The following is a 22,227-nucleotide window of genomic DNA, read 5'->3' on the forward strand; positions in this document are numbered from 1 at the left end:
TGCGCCCGGCACAAGCTGTACGCATCGCCGGCCCGTGCGCCGGGCGATTTAGAACTCCCGGTCTAGAGAAATACGCTGCGGCGAGCGGCAATGCTTGCTACCGTACGGCCTGCATACCACCTCTACCGGACCGATCACCATGACTGCCTATCCCCACCTGCTGGCCCCGCTCGACCTGGGTTTTACCTCTTTGCGCAACCGCGTCATCATGGGGTCCATGCATACGGGCCTGGAAGATCGGTTTTATCATTATGGCAAGCTCGCCGCGTTTTACCGCGAACGGGCGCGGGGCGGGGTGGGGCTGATCGTCACGGGCGGCATCTCGCCGAACCGCCAGGGCTGGCTGCTGCCGTTCGGCGGCACGCTCAATTTCCTCGGCGACGTGCCGAACCACCGCAAGGTGACGCGCGCCGTGCACGAGGAGGGCGGCAAGATCGTCATGCAGATCCTGCATGCGGGCCGCTATGGCTACCAGCCGTTCGTCGTCTCGGCGTCGGCGAAGAAATCGCCGATCTCGCCATTCCGCCCCCGTCCCCTGAGCGAACGGGGCATCGAGCGCACCATCTGCGACTACGTGCGCTGCGCGCGCCTGGCGCAAAAGGCCGGCTATGACGGCATCGAAGTGATGGGCAGCGAAGGATACTTATTGAATCAATTCCTGTGCGCGCGCACGAACCTGCGCCAGGACCGCTGGGGCGGCAGCATCGAGAACCGCATGCGCCTGCCCGTGGACATCGTGCGCCGCATCCGCGCCGCCGTCGGCCCCAACTTCATCATCATGTACCGCCATTCCCTGCTCGACCTGGTCGAGGGCGGCAATACCTGGGATGACGTGGTGGCGGTGGCCAAGGCCCTGGAACACGCCGGCGTGACGATTCTCAATACGGGCTTCGGCTGGCATGAGGCGAGGGTGCCCACCATCGTCACGTCCGTGCCGCGCGCCGCCTTCGCCTCCGTGGCGGGCCGGCTGCGCCGCGAAGTCGGCATTCCCGTGGTGGCGTCGAACCGCATCAACATGCCGCACGAAGCGAATGCCATCCTGGAGCGGGGCGACTGCGACCTGGTGTCGATGGCGCGCCCGTTCCTGGCCGACCCCCATTTTGTCGCCAAGGCCGCCTCCGGGCGCACGGACGAGATCAACACCTGCATCGGCTGCAACCAGGCGTGCCTGGATCACACCTTCGCCAACAAGCGCGCCAGCTGCCTCGTCAACCCGCGCGCCTGCCATGAAACGGAACTCGTGTACGCGAAAAAGGCCGTGCCGCGCCGGGTGGCCGTCGTCGGCGCCGGCCCGGCCGGCCTGTCCGCCGCCTGCGTGGCGGCCGAATGCGGGCACGAGGTGACCCTGTTCGACAGCAGCGACAGCGTGGGCGGCCAGTTCAAGGTGGCCATGCAAATTCCCGGCAAGGAAGAATTTACGGAAACCATCCGCTATTTTGCCCGCCGGCTGGCACTGCTGGAAGTCAAGCTGCGCCTCGGCCAGCGCGTCACGCGCGAGCAATTGCTGTCCGGCGGCTATGACGACGTCATCGTCGCCACCGGCATCAAGGTGCGCCTGCCGGCCATTCCCGGCATCGACCACCCGAAAGTGCTGTCGTATCTGGATGTGCTGCAAAGCAAGAAGCCTGTCGGCGCGCGCGTGGCCATCATCGGCGCGGGCGGTATCGGCTTCGACGTGGGCGAATACCTGCTGCACGACCCGGCGCACCCGCTGCCGCTGCCCGTGGCCACCTGGGCAGGCGAGTGGGGCGTGGACCTGGATGCGGCCACCGGCGGCGGCCTGGTGGCGCCCGTGGCGCCTGCGCCCGTGCGGCAAATCTTCCTGTTGCAGCGCAAGACCTCGAAAGTGGGCGCGGGACTGGGCAAGACGTCGGGCTGGGTGCACCGCGCGGCGCTGGCGAGAAACGGCGTGGCCATGCTGGCCGGCGTGAGCTATGACAAGATCGACGAGCAGGGCTTGCACATCACCGTGGGCGGCGAGCAGCGCCTGCTGGCGGTGGACAACGTGGTCATCTGCGCGGGCCAGGACAGCTTGACGGAGCTCATGCCGGACATGGGCAAGGATGGCAAGCCGCTGGCCACCGGCGGCCCCCGCTTCCATAAGATCGGCGGCGCCGCGCTGGCGGCGGAACTCGACGCCAAGCGGGCGATACGGGAAGGCGCGGAACTGGCTGCCAGCCTGTAAAAAGAAAGCCTGCCGGCTGGGAGCGGGCAGGCTTGCTGGACGGAAAGGGCGCTGGCTTAATGCCCGCCATGCCCCTTCTTCGCCGCATCAAAACTCTGCAGCACGTGCTCGGCCATGCCATTGGCCAGTTCGTGCTCGCCGATGAACACCTTGCCCGCGTTTTCCGCGCGCAGCAATTCCGCCTCTTCCTCGCTGTGCGTGCGCACCACCGTCATGATGTTCGGGTTCAGCGCGCGCGCCGTCTCGATCATGGCGCGCACGTGGAAGGTGTCCGGCGTGGCGATGACGAGCATGGTGGCGTGCGTGATGTGCGCCTGGATCAGCACGGCCGGTTCGCCCGCATTGCCGGCCACGGCCGGAATGCCCTGCTTGCGCAGCTGGTCAACGATTTCGCGGTTTTCCTCGGCCACGACGAAGTGGATGCCCCGTTCCATCAGGGCGGCGGCGATGCGCCGGCCCACGCGGCCATAGCCGACCAGGACGATCTGGCCCGACAGTTTTTCCTGCGGCACCGTCATCGGCAGCTCGGCCAGCGGGTCCGTGGTGCGTTCGAACTTGCGCGCGAAATCGCTGTTGCTCATCACGCGCAGCAGCGGCTTGGCCATGCTGAACACGAGCGGATTCAAGGCGATGGACAGGATGGCGCCGGCCAGGATCAGGCTTTGGCCTTCCTGCGGCATCAGGCCCAGCGACAGGCCCAGCGCGGCCAGGATGAATGAGAATTCGCCGATCTGCGCCAGGCTGGCCGAGACGATGATGGCCGTTTTCGGCGGGTAGCGCAGGGCCATCACCAGCAGGAAGGCGGCGATCGACTTGCCGAAGATAATGATGGCGCACACGGCCAGCACTTGCAGGGGCTTCTCGATGAGGATGTTCGGCTCGAACAGCATGCCGACGGACACGAAGAACAGCACGGCGAACGCGTCGCGCAGGGGCAAGGACTCTTCCGCGGCGCGGTGGCTGAGTTCCGATTCGCGCAGCACCATGCCGGCGAAGAAGGCGCCCAGCGCGAAGGACACGCCGAACAGCTTGGTCGACGCATAGGCGATGCCGACGGCGGCGGCGATCACGCACAGGGTGAACAGTTCGCGCGAGCCGGTGCGCGCCACTTGCCACAGGATCCATGGGAACAGCTTGCGGCCGACCACCAGCATGAAGACGATGAAGCCGGCTACTTGCCCCAGGGTAATCGCCAGGGTTTGCCACAGGCTGACGGCCTCGGCATCCGGTGCGACCTTGCCGCCCAGCACGCCGGCAAACGCCGGCAGCAGCACCAGCACCAGCACGGTGACGAGGTCTTCCACCACCAGCCAGCCGACGGCGATGCGGCCATTCAGGGAATCGAGGATGCCCCGTTCTTCCAGCGCGCGCAGCAGCACCACGGTACTGGCGACCGATAGGGCCAGTCCAAAGATCAGTCCGCCACCGAGGGTCCAGCCCCACCAGTGGGCCAGGCCCATGCCCATCGCCGTGGCGACGCCGATCTGCAGGATGGCGCCGGGCAGCGCGATCTTGCGCACGTCCCACAAGTCTTCGATGGAAAAGTGCAGGCCGACACCGAACATCATCAGCATCACCCCGATTTCCGCCAATTGTCCCGCTATTTCCGCATCCGCCACAAAACCGGGCGTGGCCGGTCCGATGATGATGCCGGCGGCCAGATAGCCGACCAGGGCCGGCAGTTTCAGGCGCGCGGCGATGAAGCCGAAGATGAGGCCGAACCCGAGGGCGGCGGCGATGGTGGTGATCAGGCTGATGTCATGGGGCATGCGTGTGGGGTTCCTTATGGGGACGTGCGGATGGAAAAAGATGTTGCTCAGCGACCAAGTATAAACGCATCAAAGCCCCTGCCGGAAAATTTCCTGCGGCTTTATTGCAAAAAACCTGTGCTATATCTTCGTCCAGGTGGCCACGAACGCATGTTATCCACCCGGATCTTCGCCTAATTCAAGGACTCCACCCTATGCCACCCCGTGTCTCTACACCTTGCGCACGATCACGCAGCCGATGGAATAACCGGCGCCGAACGAGCAGATGACGCCCGTGGCGCCCGCCGCCATGTCATCCTGATACTTATGGAAGGCGATGATGGAGCCGGCCGACGAGGTGTTGGCGTAGGTGTCGAGGATCACGGGCGCTTCGTTGGCTTCCGCGTCGCGGCCCAGGATCAGGCGCGCGATCAGCAGATTCATGTTCAGATTCGCCTGGTGCAGCCAGTAGCGGGAGACTTGCGCCACTTCCACGCCGGCCTTGGCCAGGGTCGTCTTGATCATCTCGGCAGCCATCGGGCACACTTCCTTGAACACCTTGCGGCCTTGCTGGCGGAACAATTTATCCGCCTTGCCCACGCCGGATTCGTCAAAACGGTTGAGGAAGCCGAAATTGTTGCGGATGGCGTTAGAAAAGCGCGTTTTCAGTTCCGTGCCGATGATCTCGAACTGGTGCTGCGAGACGGCCGTGTCTTTCGCTTCGACGATGATGGCGGTGCAGGCGTCGCCGAAAATGAAATGGCTGTCGCGGTCGCGCCAGTTCAGGTGGCCGCTGGTGATTTCCGGGTTCAACACCAGCACGGCGCGCGCCTGGCCGCTTTGCACGGCGGCGACGGCTTGCTGGATGCCGAAGGTGGCGGACGAGCACGCCACGTTCATGTCAAAACCATAACCATCGATGCCCAGCGCATCCTGCACTTCCACGGCCATGGCCGGGTAGGCGCGCTGCATATTGCTGCAAGCCACCAGTACCATGTCGATATCGGCTGGCGTGCGGCCGGCGCGCGCCAAGGCGTCGCGCGCAGCGGCGACGGCCATTTCCGCCTGCAGCGACAGTTCGTCATCGCCACGCTCCGCAATGCGCGACACCATGCGGGCCGGATCGAGGATGCCTTCCTTTTCCATCACGAAGCGCGACTTGATGCCGGACGCCTTTTCGATGAAGGCCACGCTCGACAGGTCCAGCGCCGTCACCGTGCCCGCGGCGATCGCGTCGGCATTGTCGGCATTGAATTTTTCCGCGTAGGCATTGAAGCAGGTGACCAGCTCTTCGTTGGAGATCGAAAATGGCGGCGTGTACAGTCCGGTACCGCTGATGACGACTTGTTTCATGGTTAAACTTTCAAATTTGGCAATCGGCGCGATGCCGATAAGTGAAGCAAATTTTACACAAACGGGCTCGACTGTAGAGAGTTTCGTGTTGCGGGGCAGGGGGAAGTGTGGCGGAAGATTGATTTTTGTCGCGTGGACGGGGTAACGGGGGGCATGGCGCCCCCCGCCGTGCTGCTGGCGCTGCTGTTTACTTCTTCTGTTCTTGCTTGACGTCGGCTTGCACCACCACCGGTTCGGCCTTGGCCAGTTGCACCGGCAAACCTTTCAGGTGGTTCAGCGCCTGGTGCAGCTGGAAATCGTCCTGGCTGCCGAATTCCAACGGTTTGCGGGTCTTTTCCAGGGCGATGATGCGCAATTGCTCTTCCATCTCGTCGTTGACGGGGGCGGCCTTGGCGCTTTCCTTGTCGCGGTCGTTGCTCAGGTGCTTGGAGAGGTCCGCTTCGCGGATGCGCAAGCCGTTCAAGCCGTCGCCGTCCGCATTTTCATCGACCAGCAGGTCGGGCACGATGCCCTTGGCCTGGATCGAGCGCCCGTTCGGCGTGTAATAGCGGGCCGTCGTCAGCTTGACGGCCGTGTCGGCAGTCAATTGGCGGATGGTTTGCACGGAACCCTTGCCGAAGGTTTGCGTGCCGATGATGGTGGCGCGCTTGTAATCCTGCAGGGCGCCGGCGACGATTTCCGAGGCCGAGGCCGAACCCGTGTTGACGAGCACCACCAGCGGCACTTTCTTGATGGCGGCCGGCAATTTCGCCAGGGCATCGCCTTCCGAGCGGAACGTATAGTATTCGGCGCGGCCGTAGAACACCTGCTTCGAGTCCGGCAACTGGCCGTTGGTCGAGACGATGGCGGCATCCTTCGGCAGGAAGGCGGCCGAGACGCCGATGGCGCCCTGCAGCACGCCGCCCGGATCGTTGCGCAGGTCGAGCACCATGCCCTTCAGGTTCGGGTCTTGCTTGTACAGCGCCGTGATCTGCGCGGCCATGTCGTCGACGGTCGGTTCCTGGAATTGCGACACGCGCAGCCAGGCGTAGCCCGGCTCGACCATCTTCGCCTTCACGCTCTTCTGGTGGATTTCCTCGCGCGTGATGGTGAAGGCCAGCGGCTGCGGTTCATCCTTGCGGGCAATGGTCAGCGACACCTTGGTGCCCGGCTCGCCGCGCATGCGCTTGACGTTGTCGTCGAGGCTGACGCCTTTCACGGGCTGGCCGTCGAGGCGGGTAATCAGATCGCCTGCCTTGATGCCGGCGCGGTAGGCGGGCGAATCCTCGATGGGTGAGACGATCTTGATGTAGCCGTCTTCGCTCAGGCCAATTTCAATGCCCAGGCCGACGAACTTGCCTTCGGAGCCTTCGCGCAGTTCGGCGTAGGCTTTCTTGTCCAGATAGGCGGAATGGGGGTCGAGCGAGGCGACCATGCCGGAAATGGCGTCTTCCAGCAATTTCTTGTCTTCGACGGGTTCCACGTAATCGGACTTGATCAGGCCAAACACATCGGCCAGCTGGCGCAGCTCTTCCAGCGGCAGGGGCGGCTCGACGTTTTTTTGCGCCATGGCGGAAAATTGCAGCGACACGGCGACGCCGGCCACCACGCCCAGGCCGATCAAGCCGGTATTTTTGAGTTTGCCCATCATTGCACCTTTGCAGCTAGCGTGTCTTGCACAAGCGCCAGTCCCCGTGGAGCGGCGCTTTCCTGAAAGTATAGACCTGAATCTCTGCCGGCGTGGGCCGGCCGTGGAAAAAGCATGCCTGGGCCCAGTCTACGTGCGAAAACGGGGCGGCCAGCTTGCCATATGTTGCGGTTTTGTATGCGATGTATAGTTACTCTTGAGGGGAGTAAGCATTTGTAAGAGTCGAAAAAAAGCGTGTGCCGCGGCCCTATAGTGGACTCGCATTCTCGACCCGAAGTGGTTTTGCCTGCGTCTGCGGACGCAGGCTTTTTTTTATCCGGAGCCCCCATGACCTCGTTGACCTTTCTCCCCGCCGTGCGCCGTTTCAGCCTGGCCTTGCTGCTGGGCACCACCGCCTTGACCGCCTCGGCCGTGCCGATTGCCGACATGCGCCTGGAAGACTTGCTGCCGATGGCGCCCGATTTCAAGACGGAATTGAAGCTCAATGCGAATCAGACCACCTTGTGGCAGCAGGTGGAAGGGAAATCGCGTCAACTGTTGCGCGAACGCAAGGCGCGCCGCGAACGCCTGCAAGCGGGCGTGGCGCAGGGTTTGCAAACGCCCCGGCTGGAGCTGCGCGACCTGCTCGCCGGCCTGGACATGGAAAGCACGCAGAGCCTGGCCGAGGAAAAGCAGCTGCGCGAATGGTGGCTGAGCGTCAACGATGCCCTGGACGAGAACCAGCGCCAGATGGTGGCCCAGTTCATCGCCGGCCAGATGGCGCGCGTGATGGACGCCGCCATGCCCCGCAGCGAGTCGCGCGGCGCGCCCGGTGGCGAGCACGGCGGGCGCAAGGGTGGTGGCAAGGGGGGCATGGGCGGCGCGGGCGTGAGCATGGGCAGCGGGGGCGCCGGTATCAGCTTGCCCGGCAACTGAGGGTAAGCAGGGGGCAAGCGCGGGGGGCAAGCAAGGGGCAAGGATGGCCAAAAGGCATGCTTGCGTGCTACATTCCTGCAGCGCCTGGCGCGGCAGGCTATCCGCCCGAAGCTATCCGCCCGGTCTTTTTGACATGCCCCATAAGGACAATCCGTGAATCGCTATCTCTTGAGCAGTCTGACCCTGACCCTGTTGGCTGCGTTTGCCCATGCCGCCGAACCCGCATCCGCCGTTGCCGCCCCGACCGTGGCACCTTCCGCACCTGCCGCCGCCGGCGTCGTTTCCGGCATCGATGTGCAGTACATCGACCCCGCCGTGCGCGTGCAGGACGATTTCTTTACCCATTTGAATGGCAAGTGGCTGGCCACGGCCGAGATTCCTGCCGACAAGTCGAGCTGGGGTTCGTTCGCCAAGCTGCGCGATGACACCACGCCACAGTTGCGCGGCATCATCGAAGCCACGCAAAAGGACAAGAACAGGAAAGCCGGTTCCGAAGCGCAGAAAATCAGCGACCTGTACGCCAGCTACATGGATGAAGTCAAGCTCGAGGCGCTGGGCACGAAGCCGCTGGCCGGCGAACTGAACCGCATCCGCTCGCTGCGCGACAAGAAGGGCGTGCCGGCCCTGATCGCCCACCTGAGCCAGACGGGCGTGGCCACGCCGTACGCCGTCTACGTGGGCCAGGATGCCCGTGCTTCGACGAAATATGCGGCCTACGTGAGCCAAAGCGGCCTGGGCATGCCGGACCGCGACTACTACCTGGAAGCCAAGCAGGCTGGCGTCAAAGAAAAATACCAGGCGCACGTGGAAAAGATGCTGGCCATGGCGGGCGACAAGAACGCCGCCGCCCGCGCCAAGGCTGTCGTTGCGCTGGAAACGGCCCTGGCCGAAGTGCAATGGACCAAGGTCGAGAACCGCGACCCCGTCAAACGCTACAACAAGACCGACATCAATCAACTGAACGAGCTGACCCCGGGCTACGACCTGAAGTCCGGCCTGGCCGCCCTGGGCATCGCCAACAAGGTCGATTACGTCATCGTCAACCAGCCGAGCTACCTGGCCGGCTACAACAAGGTGCTGGCGTCAAGCGACCTGGACACCCTGAAAGCGTATTTCGAATGGCAGTTGCTGCGCAGCTATGCCAGCTACCTGTCGAAAAACTTCGTCGATGAAAGCTTTGCCTTCTACGGCACGGTACTCAGCGGCGTGACGGAAAACCAGCCGCGCTGGAAGCGTGGCGTGGGCGCCGTCGAAGGCGTGCTGGGCGAAGCCGTCGGCAAACTGTACGTGGCGCAATACTTCCCGGCAGAACGCAAGGCGCACATGCAGGAACTGGTGAAAAACGTGCTGGCCGCCTACAAGGACAGCATCGACACCCTGGACTGGATGAGCCCGGAAACCAAGAAGGAAGCGCAAGCCAAGCTGGCCAAGTTCACGCCGAAGATCGCGTATCCGAACAAATGGCGCGATTACACGAAGCTGCAGATCGTCCAGGGCGACCTGGTGGGCAACATGATGCGCGCCGCCAACTTCGGCTCCGCGCGCCAGGTGGCCAAGCTGGGCAAGCCGATCGACCGCGAAGAGTGGGGCATGACGCCGCAGACGGTGAACGCCTATTACAGCTCGACGATGAATGAAATCGTCTTCCCGGCCTCCATCCTGCAGCCGCCGTTCTTCGACGCCAACGCGGACGACGCCGTCAACTATGGCGCCATCGGCGCCGTCATCGGCCATGAAATCAGCCACGGCTTCGACGACAAGGGCAGCCAGTCCGATGGCGACGGCAACCTGCGCGACTGGTGGACCCCGGCCGACCGCAAGAATTTCGCCGCCAAGGCCGACGCGCTGACCAAGCAATATGACGGTTACAGCCCATTGCCTGGCTACCACGTCAACGGCGCCCTGACCCTGGGCGAGAACATCGCCGACAACTCGGGCGTGGCGATCGCCTACAAGGCCTATAAAATCTCGCTGGGCGGCAAGCCGGCGCCCGTGCTCGACGGCTTGACGGGCGACCAGCGCTTCTACATGGGCTTTGGCCAGGTGTGGCGCAGCAAGATGCGTGAAGCGCAGCAGATCGTGCAGATCAAGACCGATCCCCATTCGCCGGGCCAGTACCGCGCCAATGGCACCATGGTCAACCAGCCTGGCTTCTACGAAGCGTTTGGCGTGAAACCGGGCGACAAGATGTATGTTGCGCCGGAAAACCGCGTCATCATCTGGTAAGCGCATGCGCGTCGTCGTGAAAAACGTACTACTGTAACAACAGAAAAGGCCACCTCGCGTGGTCTTTTTTGCATTCCGGTCAAAGTTCTTTCTGTCGTTTCGGCCGGTATGCTACAGTCAAAAACCGGGCCAGAAGCCCTGGGCCTTCTGACCCTTATATTCCACACAATACAATATAGAGGACAACCGTGAATCGTTATTTGTTAAGTGCATTGACCCTGAGCTTGCTGGCCGGCGTGTCCGGCATGGCTGGCGCCGCTGATACGGCCAAGAAAGCCGCCGCCGCTCCCGCCACGGCCGTCGCCGCCGCCGCGCTGACGTCCGGCATCGCCGTCGAATACGTCGACCCTGCCGTGCGCGCGCAGGACGACCTGTTCCAGCACCTGAATGGCAAATGGCTGGCGGAAACGGTCATTCCTGCCGACAAGTCGAGCTGGGGCAGCTTTGCCAAGCTGGCTGACGATACGCAAACGCAGCTGCGCGGCATCGTCGAAGGCGCGGCCGCCGACAAGGCCCGCGCGGCCGGTTCGAATGCCCAGAAAATCGGCGATTTCTATAACAGCTTCATGGATGAAGCCAAGCTGGAAAGCCTGGGTCTGACACCGTTGAACGCGGAGCTGGCGAAGATCGCCGCGCTGCAGGACAAGGCGGAATTGCCGGCCGTAATCGCCCACTTCAGCAAGCTGGGCGTGACTTCGCCTTACGACTTCGGCATCCACCAGGACGCCAAGGATTCCACCAAATACGTGGCCGACATCGTGCAAAGCGGCCTGGGCTTGCCTGACCGCGATTACTACCTGGAAGCAGGCAAGGCCGATACGCGCGCCAAATACCTGGCCCACGTGGAGAAAATGCTCAGCCTGGCCGGCGACGCGAACGCTGCCGCGAATGCGAAAGCCATCCTCGCGCTGGAAACAGAGCTGGCCAAGGCGCAATGGAGCAATGTGCAGAACCGCGACCCCGTCAAGACCTACAACAAGGTGGAACTGGCGAAACTGGCCGCCGTGGCGCCAGGCTACGACTGGGCCCGCTACCTGAAGGACACGGGCATCGCCGGCAAGGTCAATTACGTGATCGTCAGCCAGCCCAGCTATCTGAAGGGTTTTGCCGAGATCGCCAACAAGACGCCGCTGGAAACGTGGAAAGCCTACTTCCAGTGGCACTTGCTGCACGCCAACGCCGGCTACCTGCCGAAAGCGTATGTCGATGAAAACTTCGCGTTTTATGGCACCACCCTGACGGGCGTGACGGAAATGCGTCCGCGCTGGAAACGCGGCGTGGGCGCCGTCGAAGGCGCGCTGGGCGAAGCCGTAGGCCAACTGTACGTGGAGCAATATTTCCCGGCCGAGCGCAAGGTACGCATGGAAGCGCTGGTGAAAAACCTGATGACGGCCTACCAGCAAAGCATCGACAAGCTCGACTGGATGAGCCCCGTCACCAAGAAACAGGCGCAGATCAAGCTGTCCAAGTTCACCACCAAGATCGGCTATCCGAACAAATGGCGCGATTACTCGGGCCTGACGGTGGCGTCGGACGATTTGATCGGCAACATCCAGCGTTCGCACTTGCTCAACTACAACCGCGAGTTGAACAAGCTGGGCCAGCCTATCGACCGCGACGAGTGGGGCATGACGCCGCAGACCGTGAACGCTTATTACAACCCGGAACTGAATGAAATCGTCTTCCCGGCCGCCATCCTGCAAGCGCCGTTCTTCGACGCCAACGCGGACGACGCCGTCAACTACGGCGCCATCGGCGGCGTGATCGGCCATGAAATCAGCCACGGCTTCGACGACCAGGGCGCCCAGTACGACGGCGACGGCAACTTGCGCGACTGGTGGACCAAGGCCGACCATAAAAACTTCGCCAAGAAAACCAAGCAGCTGGTGGCGCAGTACAACAGTTTCAGCCCCGTCAAGGGCCACTTCGTCAACGGCGAACTGACCCTGGGCGAGAACATCGCCGACAATTCCGGCGTGGCAATCGCGTATAAAGCGTACAAATTGTCGCTCAATGGCAAGAAAGCCCCCGTCATCGACGGTTTCACGGGCGAGCAGCGCTTCTATGCGGGCTTTGCCCAGGTTTGGCGCATGAAGATGCGCGAAGCGCAGCAACTGGTCTTGCTGAAAACGGACCCGCACTCGCCAGGCCAGTTCCGCGCCAACGGCACCATGCGCAACCAGCCCGGCTTCTACCAGGCGTTTGACGTGAAACCGGGCGACAAGATGTATCTGCCGCCGAAAGACCGCGTCATCATGTGGTAAGACGCTAGTCCCAGGCATAAGTTGCCAGCCGCCCCGCGCAAGCCGGGCGGCTTTTTTACGCCGTGTGATCTGGCGCAAACGATGGGTAAAAAAAAACCGCCCTGGCGGGCGGTTCCTGGAAACGGGTGTGACGCTGCTTACTTGGCCGGTTCCGCGGCTGGTGCGGCGGCGCCATCAGCGGCAGCGGCAGGTGCCGGCACTTCCGGTTCCTTGAACTTGCCGCCCGACGCGTTGGCGATGTAGACGACGGCGCGCGCCACTTCCACATCGTCGAGGTCGGGATTGCCGCCCTTGGCCGGCATCGCGCGCAAGCCTTCGATCGCGTGTTTCAGGACCGTATCGTAGCCCTGGGCCAGGCGGGCCGACCAGCTGCCCGCATCGCCAAACTTCGGTGCACCGGCCACGCCGGCGCCATGGCAAGCCACGCAGGTGGCCGTGTACACGGCTTCGCCGCTTTGCAACACTTTCGGACCGCTGGCATCCTTGAAGGTAAAGCCGGCGTTGGCCACTGGGCTCAGGCGCTCGGCGATGGCTTCCGGCGACTGGCTGTCCGTACCGGCGCCCGTCAGTTTTTGCGCCGTGACGAACTGCACCAGCAGGATGATGCCGATGACGGTGATGAGGAAGAAGCCAGCTACGGCGGCAAGCAATTGTTTAGGCGTTTTGATCGCTGATTGTTGTTCGTTATGTGCGTCGCTCATGATGTCCTTAGTCCAGATTTGAAACTGATGGCCGTGTAAGGTAGCATTTTTACATGCTTGTATGTAAACCTTTATGAAACCCACAATTATAGGCACAAAAATTGAGCAGTGACATGCAATTGCCAGCGATACGACAGTTTCCGTAGACGTAGGTAAAGAAAAACGGTATCCTTCGCATCACTTCAGAAATTCCCCCTACGCGGCTGTAGCTCAGTGGATAGAGTATTGGCCTCCGAAGCCAAGGGTCGTGGGTTCGATCCCCGCCAGCCGCACCAGTTTTTCCCCACAAAAATCAACTACTTAGCTGCTGCATTGGTTCGCAATGTGATGCGTTGTTTCGCATATTTTGGCACACTCACTGTGCCAAAATTGTGCCAAGAGTTTCTTTGTAAATTTGCCAGCCGACTGCTAGGTGTACGGATTGTGATCTTTAAGCGCTTGCATCGTTTCATCAAGATTTTTTGCTTGCTCAAGGGCATTATTCCGCCTGACCAGAATTCTTTCTTTGTTAAGTATTGCCGCTAGTTTTGCTTTCGATGGCCCTTCTACCTTCTTGAGAATATCCTCAACGAGTTCGAGAAGCGGTTCCGTTGCCTCGTACGAAAGCTTTGGCATGTCAGTGACAAGGAGAATTTCTGCTCTGCGAAGGCTTTCGGCATTCCGGCAAAGTTTTCGCGCTGCCCAATAAGCTGTCAAATCAATGGGAGCCTCTCCATCTTCCGGACTCATCTGGGCAATCACTCTGGCGAGTTCGTCATACTCTTCAATCTCTTCCATACCTGCACGATCAAGATAAACGCGTGCGGCTTCAAGTGCTGTTGACTTCAGTGCCAACCAACGCGCAAATAAAGTAGCGCTATTTTCCTTTCTCTCGGAGCGGACGGGAAATCCTGCTGTGCCAGGTGCAATGTGGCCGTAGTCAGGATCAGAGATTCCTGTTGTCAGCCAAAATGCATATTCCGGCCAATTTTTGCCAGCCTCTTCGATCATTTCAGCAGTTGGTCTTTGGCGTCCGTGATACCAACTTTTCCACGTATCGGCTTGAACCGAAGTCAGATCTTCCAGTTGCTTAAAGCGCCGATATTCAGTTGTCTTTTCTATCACTACCGCTTTCAAACGACTACTCAGATTCATGATGTGATCCTTCATTAGGGAAATTATCCCTTCTAGTGTGATGCCAATTCACTGAATAGACAAATACTTACTTGACAAGTTGCCGCATTGTATTTATATTTCATTCTTCTGTGATTTATATTCACAGTATAGAAATAGGAAAACACAGAATGATTGGACAAATCCTTACCGTTGAGCAACTTGCGATCTTGATACACAAGTCGCCTGCGAGTATCCGTAGCGATGCTTCGCGTAAGCCACAGGTCTTGCCTCCAATATGCCGGCTTCCGGGAAACAAGCGTCTGCTGTGGCGTCGTGAAGATGTGGCTGCTTGGGTAGAAAAATTTGTCCAGCGTGATCCACTCTCCTATCCCTCAGAAGTTCTCACCACGATCAATTTGCCCAAAGGTCGCGGTCGCCCTCGCAAAACAGAACCAGGTCGTAAAGCATGAGGTCAGCTCGACTCCAGCTCACCAGCAAATTCATTCTTTTCCAAATTCACTGCGCCGCCGGGGTGCTCGTCCAAGGTGGGGCGCCAGATTTGTTGTTGATAATTTCACAAGCACGCGAAGCTAAAGAACTTTGGGCGCGCTATCTACCGTACAGCAATCTACGCATGAAATTCTTCTATCCCAGTCGTAAACGCATCCCGTCTGCGGACGTATCCGCTGCGCTTCGCGCCTTAGCGAATCCTGCTGTTGCTTCTGCTGTTGCCCTGCGTCGTGCTGTGGCGTCGCAAAGTTCGATCGTGTGCGCGCCAGCGCGCGCGGGCGAAATTTGTGACGCAACCGCCGAAGGCGGTGCTGTTGGTGTTGACGTTGTTTTTAGTCAGGCGGGCGTGGTAGCACCGCCTGACAGTCTCACCGGTGAGACTTTTAATAATTATCGTGATGTTGGAAAGCCGGTTTAAAACTTATGGCATACGACACCATAAAACTTCGTTCCCCGTCGATGGACACCTCCATTATCGAACTCATTGAGCAGCAGTGTTTGCGACGGTCTGGCGTGGAGATGTCCACGGGTGTGCTGAAGTACGAAATTTTCGCAGGCGAGTTGTCTGGCTCATGGGACGCACGTATTTCCGTCATTCCGAAATACGACGAGTTCGTCTATGACGAGCGCACCGGTCGTACTGATCTTTGCCCGTGTGAGCCTTATGTGCTTATCGAGGCTTCTGTGCACAAGATTTTTTTGGGTCATAACGTTTATGGTGGGTCGTCCGACTTTCGTAGGGTTTGCAGCGATTTTGTCGCATTGGTTGGTGATTTGCTACAAGTTGATTTTTTGCCGGCCTCTTATTGGACGGTGCACCGAGTTGATGTCGCGCAGACCTTCCGATTGTCCATGCAGCAATGCAAAGAGTTTTTTCAGGGTATTCAGTTAATGAGCTTTCCACGTCGTAGCAGGGGGGCTGGCAAGTTTGATATGGCTTTTCACTTCCCGGGCAAGACCACGACGGTAAAGGGCTATCACAAGGGTACAGAGTTTCGCGTGCATGACCGGGGGCGGTTACGAGGTTTCTTTTCGGAGCTGTTCATGTATCTGTACGTTACCGGCGACGCTCGGCGCACGGGGTCTGCTGATGTGAAAAAGGCCGATTGGGTAGAGCGAAAATTGGAAGCGCTTCAGCGCCTGGCAGATAAGACGCTACGCCTTGAGGTGGGTATTCATAGCGATAAGTTTAAGTACGATTTCGGAAAAAATCCTCTGGTTTCTGAGGTGAATGACGCCTATTTGGAGGGTGTTTATGACAAGGAAGTGGAGAAGCTTCTTCGTGAAGGAAAACAGGGCATGGATACCGTACGCAAGACGACAGCGGTTTTACAACGATTGAAAAATATGTACGGCGATTCCAACGGTCTGCGGTTGTACGGCTTCTGGACTGTGATGTGTACTTTGGGCGATGAAGTGGCGAGAAAGCAGGTTCCGAAGGCCACGTTCTATCGTAATCGAAAGTTGCTTGAGGAAGCTGGTGTGTCATGGCGCGGAAGCGATGTTGTCGTGGTAGCCAATGACGGTGCCTTGCCCGCCGATTTTAGTCCAGTCAGGACAGACAAACGGTTGCGTTTTATGCCGGCGCGTAATCGTGAAGAGTATCAAGTAAGCCGGGAAATGATGCGCCTTGCGGCGTGAAAGGAAATGCTGTGGCAGAAGGAAATGTGATGAAGATTGAAGAGAAGAAGAACTTGCCAACAGTAAAGGCAATGCACGTGGTTGTGGCAGGCCGTATTGAAGGGTCTAAGACTTATGACGGTAAGCGCTATACCCAGGTGATGACGCCAGCAGCCGACGCATATTCCCGGCCGCAATTGGTCGAGATTCGCAGCAAAGCCCGGCTGGGTGAGAAGGGCGAGGAAATTTCCTGTACCTGCATTTTGGGAGGCTTCCAGCGCAAGCCTTACGAAACAAAAGACAAGCAGACCGGTGAGATTGTCAAAGTCATTCCAGTCGAGCATACGCTGGATCTTATCGAAGAATAAATAGAAGGAATTTCTAAGTGGACGCGATGACACCTGAACTGATCATGTGTATAGCCCTGGTGGTCATTTTTGCTCTTGGCTGGATAGCTGGGGGGCAACGATGATTTTGCTCAAGTCCGTTTGGCCGATCCTTTTTCTGACAGGACTATTTGTAGCTGGAGTGTACTTCATCAAGTATCTGTTGCATCGACTCCTGGATCACAAATGACCGTCTACGAAATTATCGGATATTGCTTGAGCGCCTTTGGTATCGGCTATGCAGGTGGCGCGATACGACGGATTGCAAGACAGGCCGTTGAGTCGCTCGACTAGTATTTTCGCCTCCGCGAAAACGTATGAATTTCGCCTCCGCGAAAATTTTGTGCTGTCGGCCACAGCGCAATCTTATTGATGGCCTTAACTAAACTGTTAGGAATGAAAATGAAAAAAAATGTTCAACGTGGTGCCGTTGTGACCGTCGCTCTCGCTGTTTCGGGTGCTGCATTTGCTGCAGGTGATCCAGGTGTCGAGGCCATCACCGCTTTGTCCGCGCAAGCTACTACCTACATCACCGCTGCTTTCGCGGTCGCCGTACTGGTCGCGGGCGGCTTCTGGGGCATCAAAATGATGAAGAAAGTTTTCAGCAAAGCTGGCTAATCTCCTTCCCGGACTTCACCCTCGGCCAGCGTTTAACGACTCTGGCCGTTTTTTATGGGCCATACGCCATGGTATCTCTTAAGAAAATCATCGCCGTCACTCTCGTTTCCGTCGCGCTAGTGGTCATTCCTATGCGATCACAGGCTTTCGTTCCCATCATTGCGGCATGGCTGCTTGAACTGACTGGCGGCTCTATCTTGATCGGTGATCTTGTCGCGGGCCAGACCGGCATCATCACTGCCATCCTGTGGTGGGACTGTAATAAGTTTGCTTTGAGCGCACCTTGCACAAGCAAGACGCCGATTCCATCGACTCAGCAACCTAGGCCTGCTATTACTGTAAATCTCAAACCTGACACGAAGCGGGGCAATCCTGATCCGAAAAAATTCAACGATCCTGCCGCAGGCAGTGGTAAGCGTGATGTGACGCCGAAGCCCATTATTGCGGCTTCTGGTAAAGGGCCTCCAACCACCGCGCAGGGCATGCCCGGCGTTCCTGTCGGCCCTTCCGATCTCGGTGTGCTAATTCAGGCCCCACGTGTCAATAATGTTGGCGCGGCAGGTGTCGATCCAGCTATACAGCGCGCTCAATATAACGGCTCTTATAACGCAGGTGGTCTCGTTACTGGTATCGAAGTTGTGCCGCAAAAGCCTCCTGCACTACCGAAGGCCATACCGTTCATTGCGTTGCACACTACTTGCGTGCCTACAGAGAATAAGCCTTATCCGGATTGTACAACTCCGTTGAATACTGCCGAGTCGTTTTTGATGCGGTTTAATGGCCATAAGTTTATTCATACAATTGGTGTTGAGTGTTGTATCGGCATCTTGCGTTATGTGAGTGTCGCCTATTTATACGATCTCGCTACTGACGTAACTGTGGCCTGCGATCCTGGCTATGCTGAAAGTGGTAAGGATGCCGGCGGCAACTATCTATGCAGTTTAACTGACGCCACTAAAGTTAAAAAACCTGACGACACCACATGCGAAGTGCTGTTTGATGCTGGTACGAAGTTGTTCCTGACAGACAAGGCGAATCCTGCTTGCGATGGCATTAATGACGCAACAAAGCTAACGTTGTCGTCTGCCGATGGCTCTAAAACGGTCGAAGTCGCGACGAATGCCGGTAATGGTTTCGACATTGGAATCACTAAAAAGGACGGTAGCAAAACCGGCCTCGATACAGGCGTTTATGATCCCAGCACTGGGGGTTATGTCATTGTCCACGTCTACATTGTGCCTCCCGAGAAACCCGACAACGGGTTAGGTTGTGGTGGCCCAGGTCAGGGTCTATGTAGCGTGGAATTTGCTCGCGATGATGCCACGAGTATTGCTTCCAATGACACCAGCGCCGCCAACAGGACTGCTGATACTGGCATGAAGGGCAAGATGGACGCTATCAGCTCAAGCCAGTTTAACTGGTCGTTCATCCCCTCGATCCCTACTGCATCGTGCAAGAATCCCTCGCTCAAAACCCCTATAGGCAACGTTACCGTGAACATGGACATCTGTACATGGTTCGGCCGCCTGAGCTTTTTCATTAACGCAGTGCTTGGCGTGCTTTGTGTCTACGGCTGCGTCAATCAGATTCAATCTGCTATCCAGGACTGAACATGAAACGCTTTCTTCGCTTCTTGCCAGTTTTGGCCGCCGCTTGCTTTACGCCGACGTGCCATGTTTCTGCGCAGACCAGTTCCTGCGGTGGTACGTCGCAACCACGCTGTCAGATTACGGCTCCAGCCGATCAGGATACCTTCAATCAGACCAAGGGCTGGACGGATAGCATCGGTTCTTGGAACACCTATTCGCAGTCGCAGATCAACGTTGCTGCAAACCGCTTTAATTGGTCGTTCATACCGAATATCCCGACCGCCGCCTGCGTAAATCCAATGATCGACAGTCCCAATGGTTCCGGGGCAGTGATGATGGATATCTGCTCTCCGCTCGCCACCTTCCAGACGTTCATCAATGGCGTGCTGGCTTTCTTATGTCTGCTGGGCTGTGTTCAGCAAATCCGGGCCGCACTGGCCGTCAATTAGGAGCACCATCATGTGGGCAACTCTTATTGGTTTTCTTGGTTTCGAGAATACCGCCAAAGTCGGCATGCGCGTTTGGGCCGTCACTACTTTGACTGCCATGGTTGCCGCGTTGTGGGCCGCCGGTCAGGTTTGCGCGAACATTGTCTGCGGCCCTGTCATCCAGAGTATTAGCCAGTCGCATCCTAACTTCGCCGTTGGTTTATCGCTGGCGTTCAATTCGGTCACATACACACTTGCCACCGTGTATTGCAGCGTATGGGCAGCCTGTGCGTTGTACACGTACAAGAAAACTATTCTCGATAAGTTGATCTGATATGGCCGTCTACGCAATCACCGGCAAGCTCGGTTCCGGTAAGGGTAAAGGCGCAATGAAACTGTTGCGTGACTATTTGAACGCTGGCAAACGCGTTGCTACCAACTGCGATGTATTCCTCGATCATATGCTGCCTGGTCAGTCTCGCGTTAGCCTGGTCAGAATGCCCGATAAGCCAGACGTGGCCGACCTGTATGCCATCGGATCGGGCAACCGCTTCATTGATTTCAAGCCTATCATCAAGTCCTACGATAAGGCTTTCGAGTACCTTCCACCGTCACCCAAACTACTGCCTGGCTTTGATGAGTCGCATAACGGGGCCTTGTTTCTTGATGAATGCGCGTCCTGGTTGAACACCCGCGATTTTCAGGACAAAGGCCGTAAGCCCATCCTCGAATGGTGTATTCATGCCAGGAAGTACGGGTGGGATGTCTATTTTATCTGCCAGAACATCGACCAGATTGACAAGCAGTTGCGTCAGTCGTTGTTTGAATATGTGGTGCGTATGAACCGCCTTGACCGCATGAAAATCCCGTTCGTTTCGGCCGGTATTCAATTGCTCACTGCCGGCTACAGCAATGGCTCAATGCCTCGCCTGCATATCGGTGTAGTGCGGCTCGGATGCTCCCCGGACGGCATCGTGGCAGACCGCTGGCACTTCCGCGGCGATGATCTAAATAATGCCTACAACACGACGCAGGTATTTAGCGACAGCTACCAACACGGTATCCATTCCGTTCTGTCGAGCTGGCATTTGCAAGCCCGCGTCGGTAGGCGCCAGGGCTTTATTGGGCCGGTACGTATCCCCCACGACTACGAGTTGCTCACGTCACGTCCATCACCTCCAAAGCCACCACACAAACACATGACTAAATTTCTTGCCTTCTCCCTCTTGCTTGGCCTCTTACTCGGCGCTTCGGGGGCGTACTACTTTGGCCCCTTGTTATCTCCTTCTACAAAGGCTGTGGTAGACGCTTCCCAGCCAGTCAAGTATTCAGAGACACTTACCGGCAAGGGCTATTTTTCTAACGCCGGTTCCGTCAGCGTCGTTTTGTCGGATGGGCGCTTGGTCTCTCCGCTCAAGTTTAAATCTGGCTCTGCCGGCTGGGAGGCTGAGATTTCGGACGGCTTGTGGATCAAGGGCGGTACTCAATGAAGACAATGTTTATCGCACTTTTTCTTGCCCCTACATTGGTGTTTGCGGAACCTGTTTCATTGAGCTTCAATGCCGTCTCTATCGTCCAGTTCGGGCAAGCCATGTTCAAGGGCATGATGAAGCGTGATTTTGTCGTTGCACCGGACGTGGTGGGTCTGGATCGGCGCATCACGATTGATGTAAAGTCTATCGATGCTGCCGAGCTGCCACGTTTCGTGGAGAATTTGCTTGAACAAGAGGGCATTCAGACGACATTGCGAGATGGTGTTTACTACTTGGCACTGAAGCGTGGGAGCGCTCACAATGGGGCACAGGATGCTTCTATTGCGTCTCAGCTATCAGCACAGCAGTTTAGTGGCGCTGTGAGCACCAAGGCGCTGCAAACCGCCTCTATTCCTGCCGATGCCCATGTTAGCTCTGACATCATGCCGATGCCGCAGCGTATGGAAGACGATGAATCGGAGTTATTTCTACCGCAAAACCGTACCAGTGAATTTGTAGCAGCTGTGATTTCCTCTGGATTTGGTCGTCAGGCTGCCACCCTGGCAGGTGAACATGTTGTCCTGACCGGCACTAAGCGAAATATCGCCAAGATGCTTGTTTTGTGCAACGCAATCGATATGATTGCCAAGACTGTTGACGTTTCAGCTTCATGGTTAGAAGTTGCAAGCAATTCCGCATCTGGCCGTGGCATCTCGCTGGCCGCCACCATTTTGGGCGCCAGGTTCGGCGCTTCGCTCGGCACCATTAATGCAGGTACGGCTCTGAGTCTAAAGAATGCCAATTTTGAACTGGTTATTGATGCGCTCAACACTGACGGACGATTCAAGCAGGTGTCTAACAGTCGCTTGGTTGGTGAAGATCGCACAAAGCTGAATTTAATTGTTGGCAATGAGACGCCGACTGTCGCCAGCACTGGCAATGACAACGCTGGGAATCGAGTGCAAAACGTGCTGTATCGGCCTTCAGGTGTCATCATTGATGTTGTTCCGAAAGTGCTTGGGAATAGTCGTATCAGAATGGAGGTCGATGCGCAAATCAGCAGCTTCAAAGCGACCTCCACTGGCGTGACCGGGTCGCCAACACTCATCAAGCGTCAGTTGAAAACTACTGTTTCAATGAACGATGGCGAAGTCATCGTACTGGGTGGGTTGGATGATTCGCAGGCCACGGATTCAACGTCAGCAATGCCTTTCCTGCCGGCCTCTTGGTCTGCGAAATCGGGCGATAGGATCAAGACTGATCTTGTCCTTGTCGTGTCCGCTAAAGTGCTTGCGAACTAGTGTGACGACACGTTTTAATGATGGTGAGAGACAACGTATGTCTCGTGAAAGACAAAACTTGATATTTTTTTGTCTTTAGTGAGACAAGCAAAAATCAGTTAAAAGACAAAAAATATCTCTTTTTTGTCTTTGGATTGACTTTTACCGGACTAGCGCTGAATTTTCGCGGAGGCGAAAAAACGTCATGCG

General features: G+C 57.9%; 18 protein-coding genes and 1 tRNA gene. 14 read left to right on the forward strand and 5 right to left on the reverse strand.

The annotated features are described in order from the left end of the window. Positions 1 to 139 precede the first annotated feature (139 nt). Positions 140 to 2,185, forward strand: a complete 2,046-nt coding sequence (locus O3300_RS18175) for an NADPH-dependent 2,4-dienoyl-CoA reductase (protein WP_305053727.1) — start codon at positions 140 to 142, stop codon at positions 2,183 to 2,185. Between the two features lie 56 nt (positions 2,186 to 2,241). Here O3300_RS18175 and ybaL read toward each other — a convergent pair whose 3' ends face one another. The 3 genes from ybaL to O3300_RS18190 form a co-directional block, all read right to left on the reverse strand. Further along, positions 2,242 to 3,954 carry a YbaL family putative K(+) efflux transporter gene (gene ybaL / locus O3300_RS18180; protein WP_176381492.1) on the reverse strand — a complete coding sequence of 571 codons (1,713 nt, stop codon included), beginning with the start codon at positions 3,952 to 3,954 and terminating at the stop codon, positions 2,242 to 2,244. Between the two features lie 210 nt (positions 3,955 to 4,164). Then, a complete protein-coding gene (locus O3300_RS18185; RefSeq protein ID WP_305053728.1) occupies positions 4,165 to 5,286 on the reverse strand; it encodes a beta-ketoacyl-ACP synthase III in 1,122 nt (373 codons plus the stop codon). Between the two features lie 187 nt (positions 5,287 to 5,473). Then, complete coding sequence (locus O3300_RS18190; protein ID WP_099665870.1) at positions 5,474 to 6,916, reverse strand: S41 family peptidase; 1,443 nt, start codon at positions 6,914 to 6,916, stop codon at positions 5,474 to 5,476. A 324-nt stretch (positions 6,917 to 7,240) separates the two neighbouring features. Here O3300_RS18190 and O3300_RS18195 point away from each other — a divergent pair, with 324 nt between their 5' ends. From O3300_RS18195 to O3300_RS18205, 3 genes are all read left to right on the forward strand, one after another. Next, positions 7,241 to 7,828, forward strand: a complete 588-nt coding sequence (locus O3300_RS18195) for a hypothetical protein (protein ID WP_305053729.1) — start codon at positions 7,241 to 7,243, stop codon at positions 7,826 to 7,828. A gap of 153 nt (positions 7,829 to 7,981) precedes the next feature. Next, entirely contained in the window at positions 7,982 to 10,054 is a 2,073-nt protein-coding gene (locus O3300_RS18200) for a M13 family metallopeptidase (RefSeq protein WP_305053730.1), read from the forward strand. A 188-nt stretch (positions 10,055 to 10,242) separates the two neighbouring features. Next, complete coding sequence (locus O3300_RS18205; protein ID WP_305053731.1) at positions 10,243 to 12,318, forward strand: M13 family metallopeptidase; 2,076 nt, start codon at positions 10,243 to 10,245, stop codon at positions 12,316 to 12,318. Positions 12,319 to 12,455: 137 nt separating this feature from the next. On the opposite strand, the gene O3300_RS18210 is transcribed toward O3300_RS18205, so the two are convergent. Then, positions 12,456 to 13,019: a cytochrome c5 family protein gene (locus tag O3300_RS18210; protein WP_099665866.1), complete on the reverse strand. Its 564-nt coding sequence runs from the start codon at positions 13,017 to 13,019 to the stop codon at positions 12,456 to 12,458. Positions 13,020 to 13,218: 199 nt separating this feature from the next. Here O3300_RS18210 and O3300_RS18215 point away from each other — a divergent pair. Next, positions 13,219 to 13,294, forward strand: a tRNA-Arg gene (locus tag O3300_RS18215). Positions 13,295 to 13,427: 133 nt separating this feature from the next. Here the strand turns inward: O3300_RS18215 and O3300_RS18220 are convergent. Beyond that, entirely contained in the window at positions 13,428 to 14,153 is a 726-nt protein-coding gene (locus tag O3300_RS18220; protein ID WP_305053732.1) for a hypothetical protein, read from the reverse strand. Between the two features lie 427 nt (positions 14,154 to 14,580). Between O3300_RS18220 and O3300_RS18225 the strand changes: the two genes are divergently transcribed. From O3300_RS18225 to O3300_RS18265, 9 genes are all read left to right on the forward strand, one after another. Further along, positions 14,581 to 15,042 carry a hypothetical protein gene (locus O3300_RS18225; protein ID WP_305053733.1) on the forward strand — a complete coding sequence of 154 codons (462 nt, stop codon included), beginning with the start codon at positions 14,581 to 14,583 and terminating at the stop codon, positions 15,040 to 15,042. A gap of 5 nt (positions 15,043 to 15,047) precedes the next feature. Beyond that, a complete protein-coding gene (locus O3300_RS18230; protein WP_305053734.1) occupies positions 15,048 to 16,265 on the forward strand; it encodes a phage/plasmid replication protein, II/X family in 1,218 nt (405 codons plus the stop codon). A gap of 29 nt (positions 16,266 to 16,294) precedes the next feature. After that, a complete protein-coding gene (locus O3300_RS18235) occupies positions 16,295 to 16,612 on the forward strand; it encodes a single-stranded DNA-binding protein (RefSeq protein ID WP_305053735.1) in 318 nt (105 codons plus the stop codon). A gap of 420 nt (positions 16,613 to 17,032) precedes the next feature. Beyond that, on the forward strand, positions 17,033 to 17,248 hold the full coding sequence (locus tag O3300_RS18240; RefSeq protein WP_305053736.1) for a major coat protein: 216 nt from the start codon (positions 17,033 to 17,035) through the stop codon (positions 17,246 to 17,248). Positions 17,249 to 17,316: 68 nt separating this feature from the next. Continuing rightward, complete coding sequence (locus tag O3300_RS18245; RefSeq protein ID WP_305053737.1) at positions 17,317 to 18,858, forward strand: hypothetical protein; 1,542 nt, start codon at positions 17,317 to 17,319, stop codon at positions 18,856 to 18,858. Positions 18,859 to 18,860: 2 nt separating this feature from the next. Then, the gene (locus O3300_RS18250) at positions 18,861 to 19,286 is read left to right on the forward strand and encodes a hypothetical protein (protein WP_305053738.1); all 426 of its coding nucleotides are present in this window, start codon (positions 18,861 to 18,863) and stop codon (positions 19,284 to 19,286) included. A 10-nt stretch (positions 19,287 to 19,296) separates the two neighbouring features. Next, the gene (locus O3300_RS18255; RefSeq protein ID WP_305053739.1) at positions 19,297 to 19,599 is read left to right on the forward strand and encodes a hypothetical protein; all 303 of its coding nucleotides are present in this window, start codon (positions 19,297 to 19,299) and stop codon (positions 19,597 to 19,599) included. A 1-nt stretch (position 19,600) separates the two neighbouring features. Then, positions 19,601 to 20,755 (forward strand): zonular occludens toxin domain-containing protein, encoded by a 1,155-nt coding sequence (locus O3300_RS18260; RefSeq protein ID WP_305053740.1) that lies wholly within the window; start codon positions 19,601 to 19,603, stop codon positions 20,753 to 20,755. 5 nt (positions 20,756 to 20,760) lie between these two features. Then, complete coding sequence (locus O3300_RS18265) at positions 20,761 to 22,038, forward strand: type II secretion system protein GspD (RefSeq protein ID WP_305053741.1); 1,278 nt, start codon at positions 20,761 to 20,763, stop codon at positions 22,036 to 22,038. Positions 22,039 to 22,227: the final 189 nt, after the last annotated feature.

The sequence above is a fragment of the Janthinobacterium sp. SUN206 genome, from assembly GCF_030587305.1.
GTDB lineage: Bacteria > Pseudomonadota > Gammaproteobacteria > Burkholderiales > Burkholderiaceae_D > Janthinobacterium > Janthinobacterium kumbetense.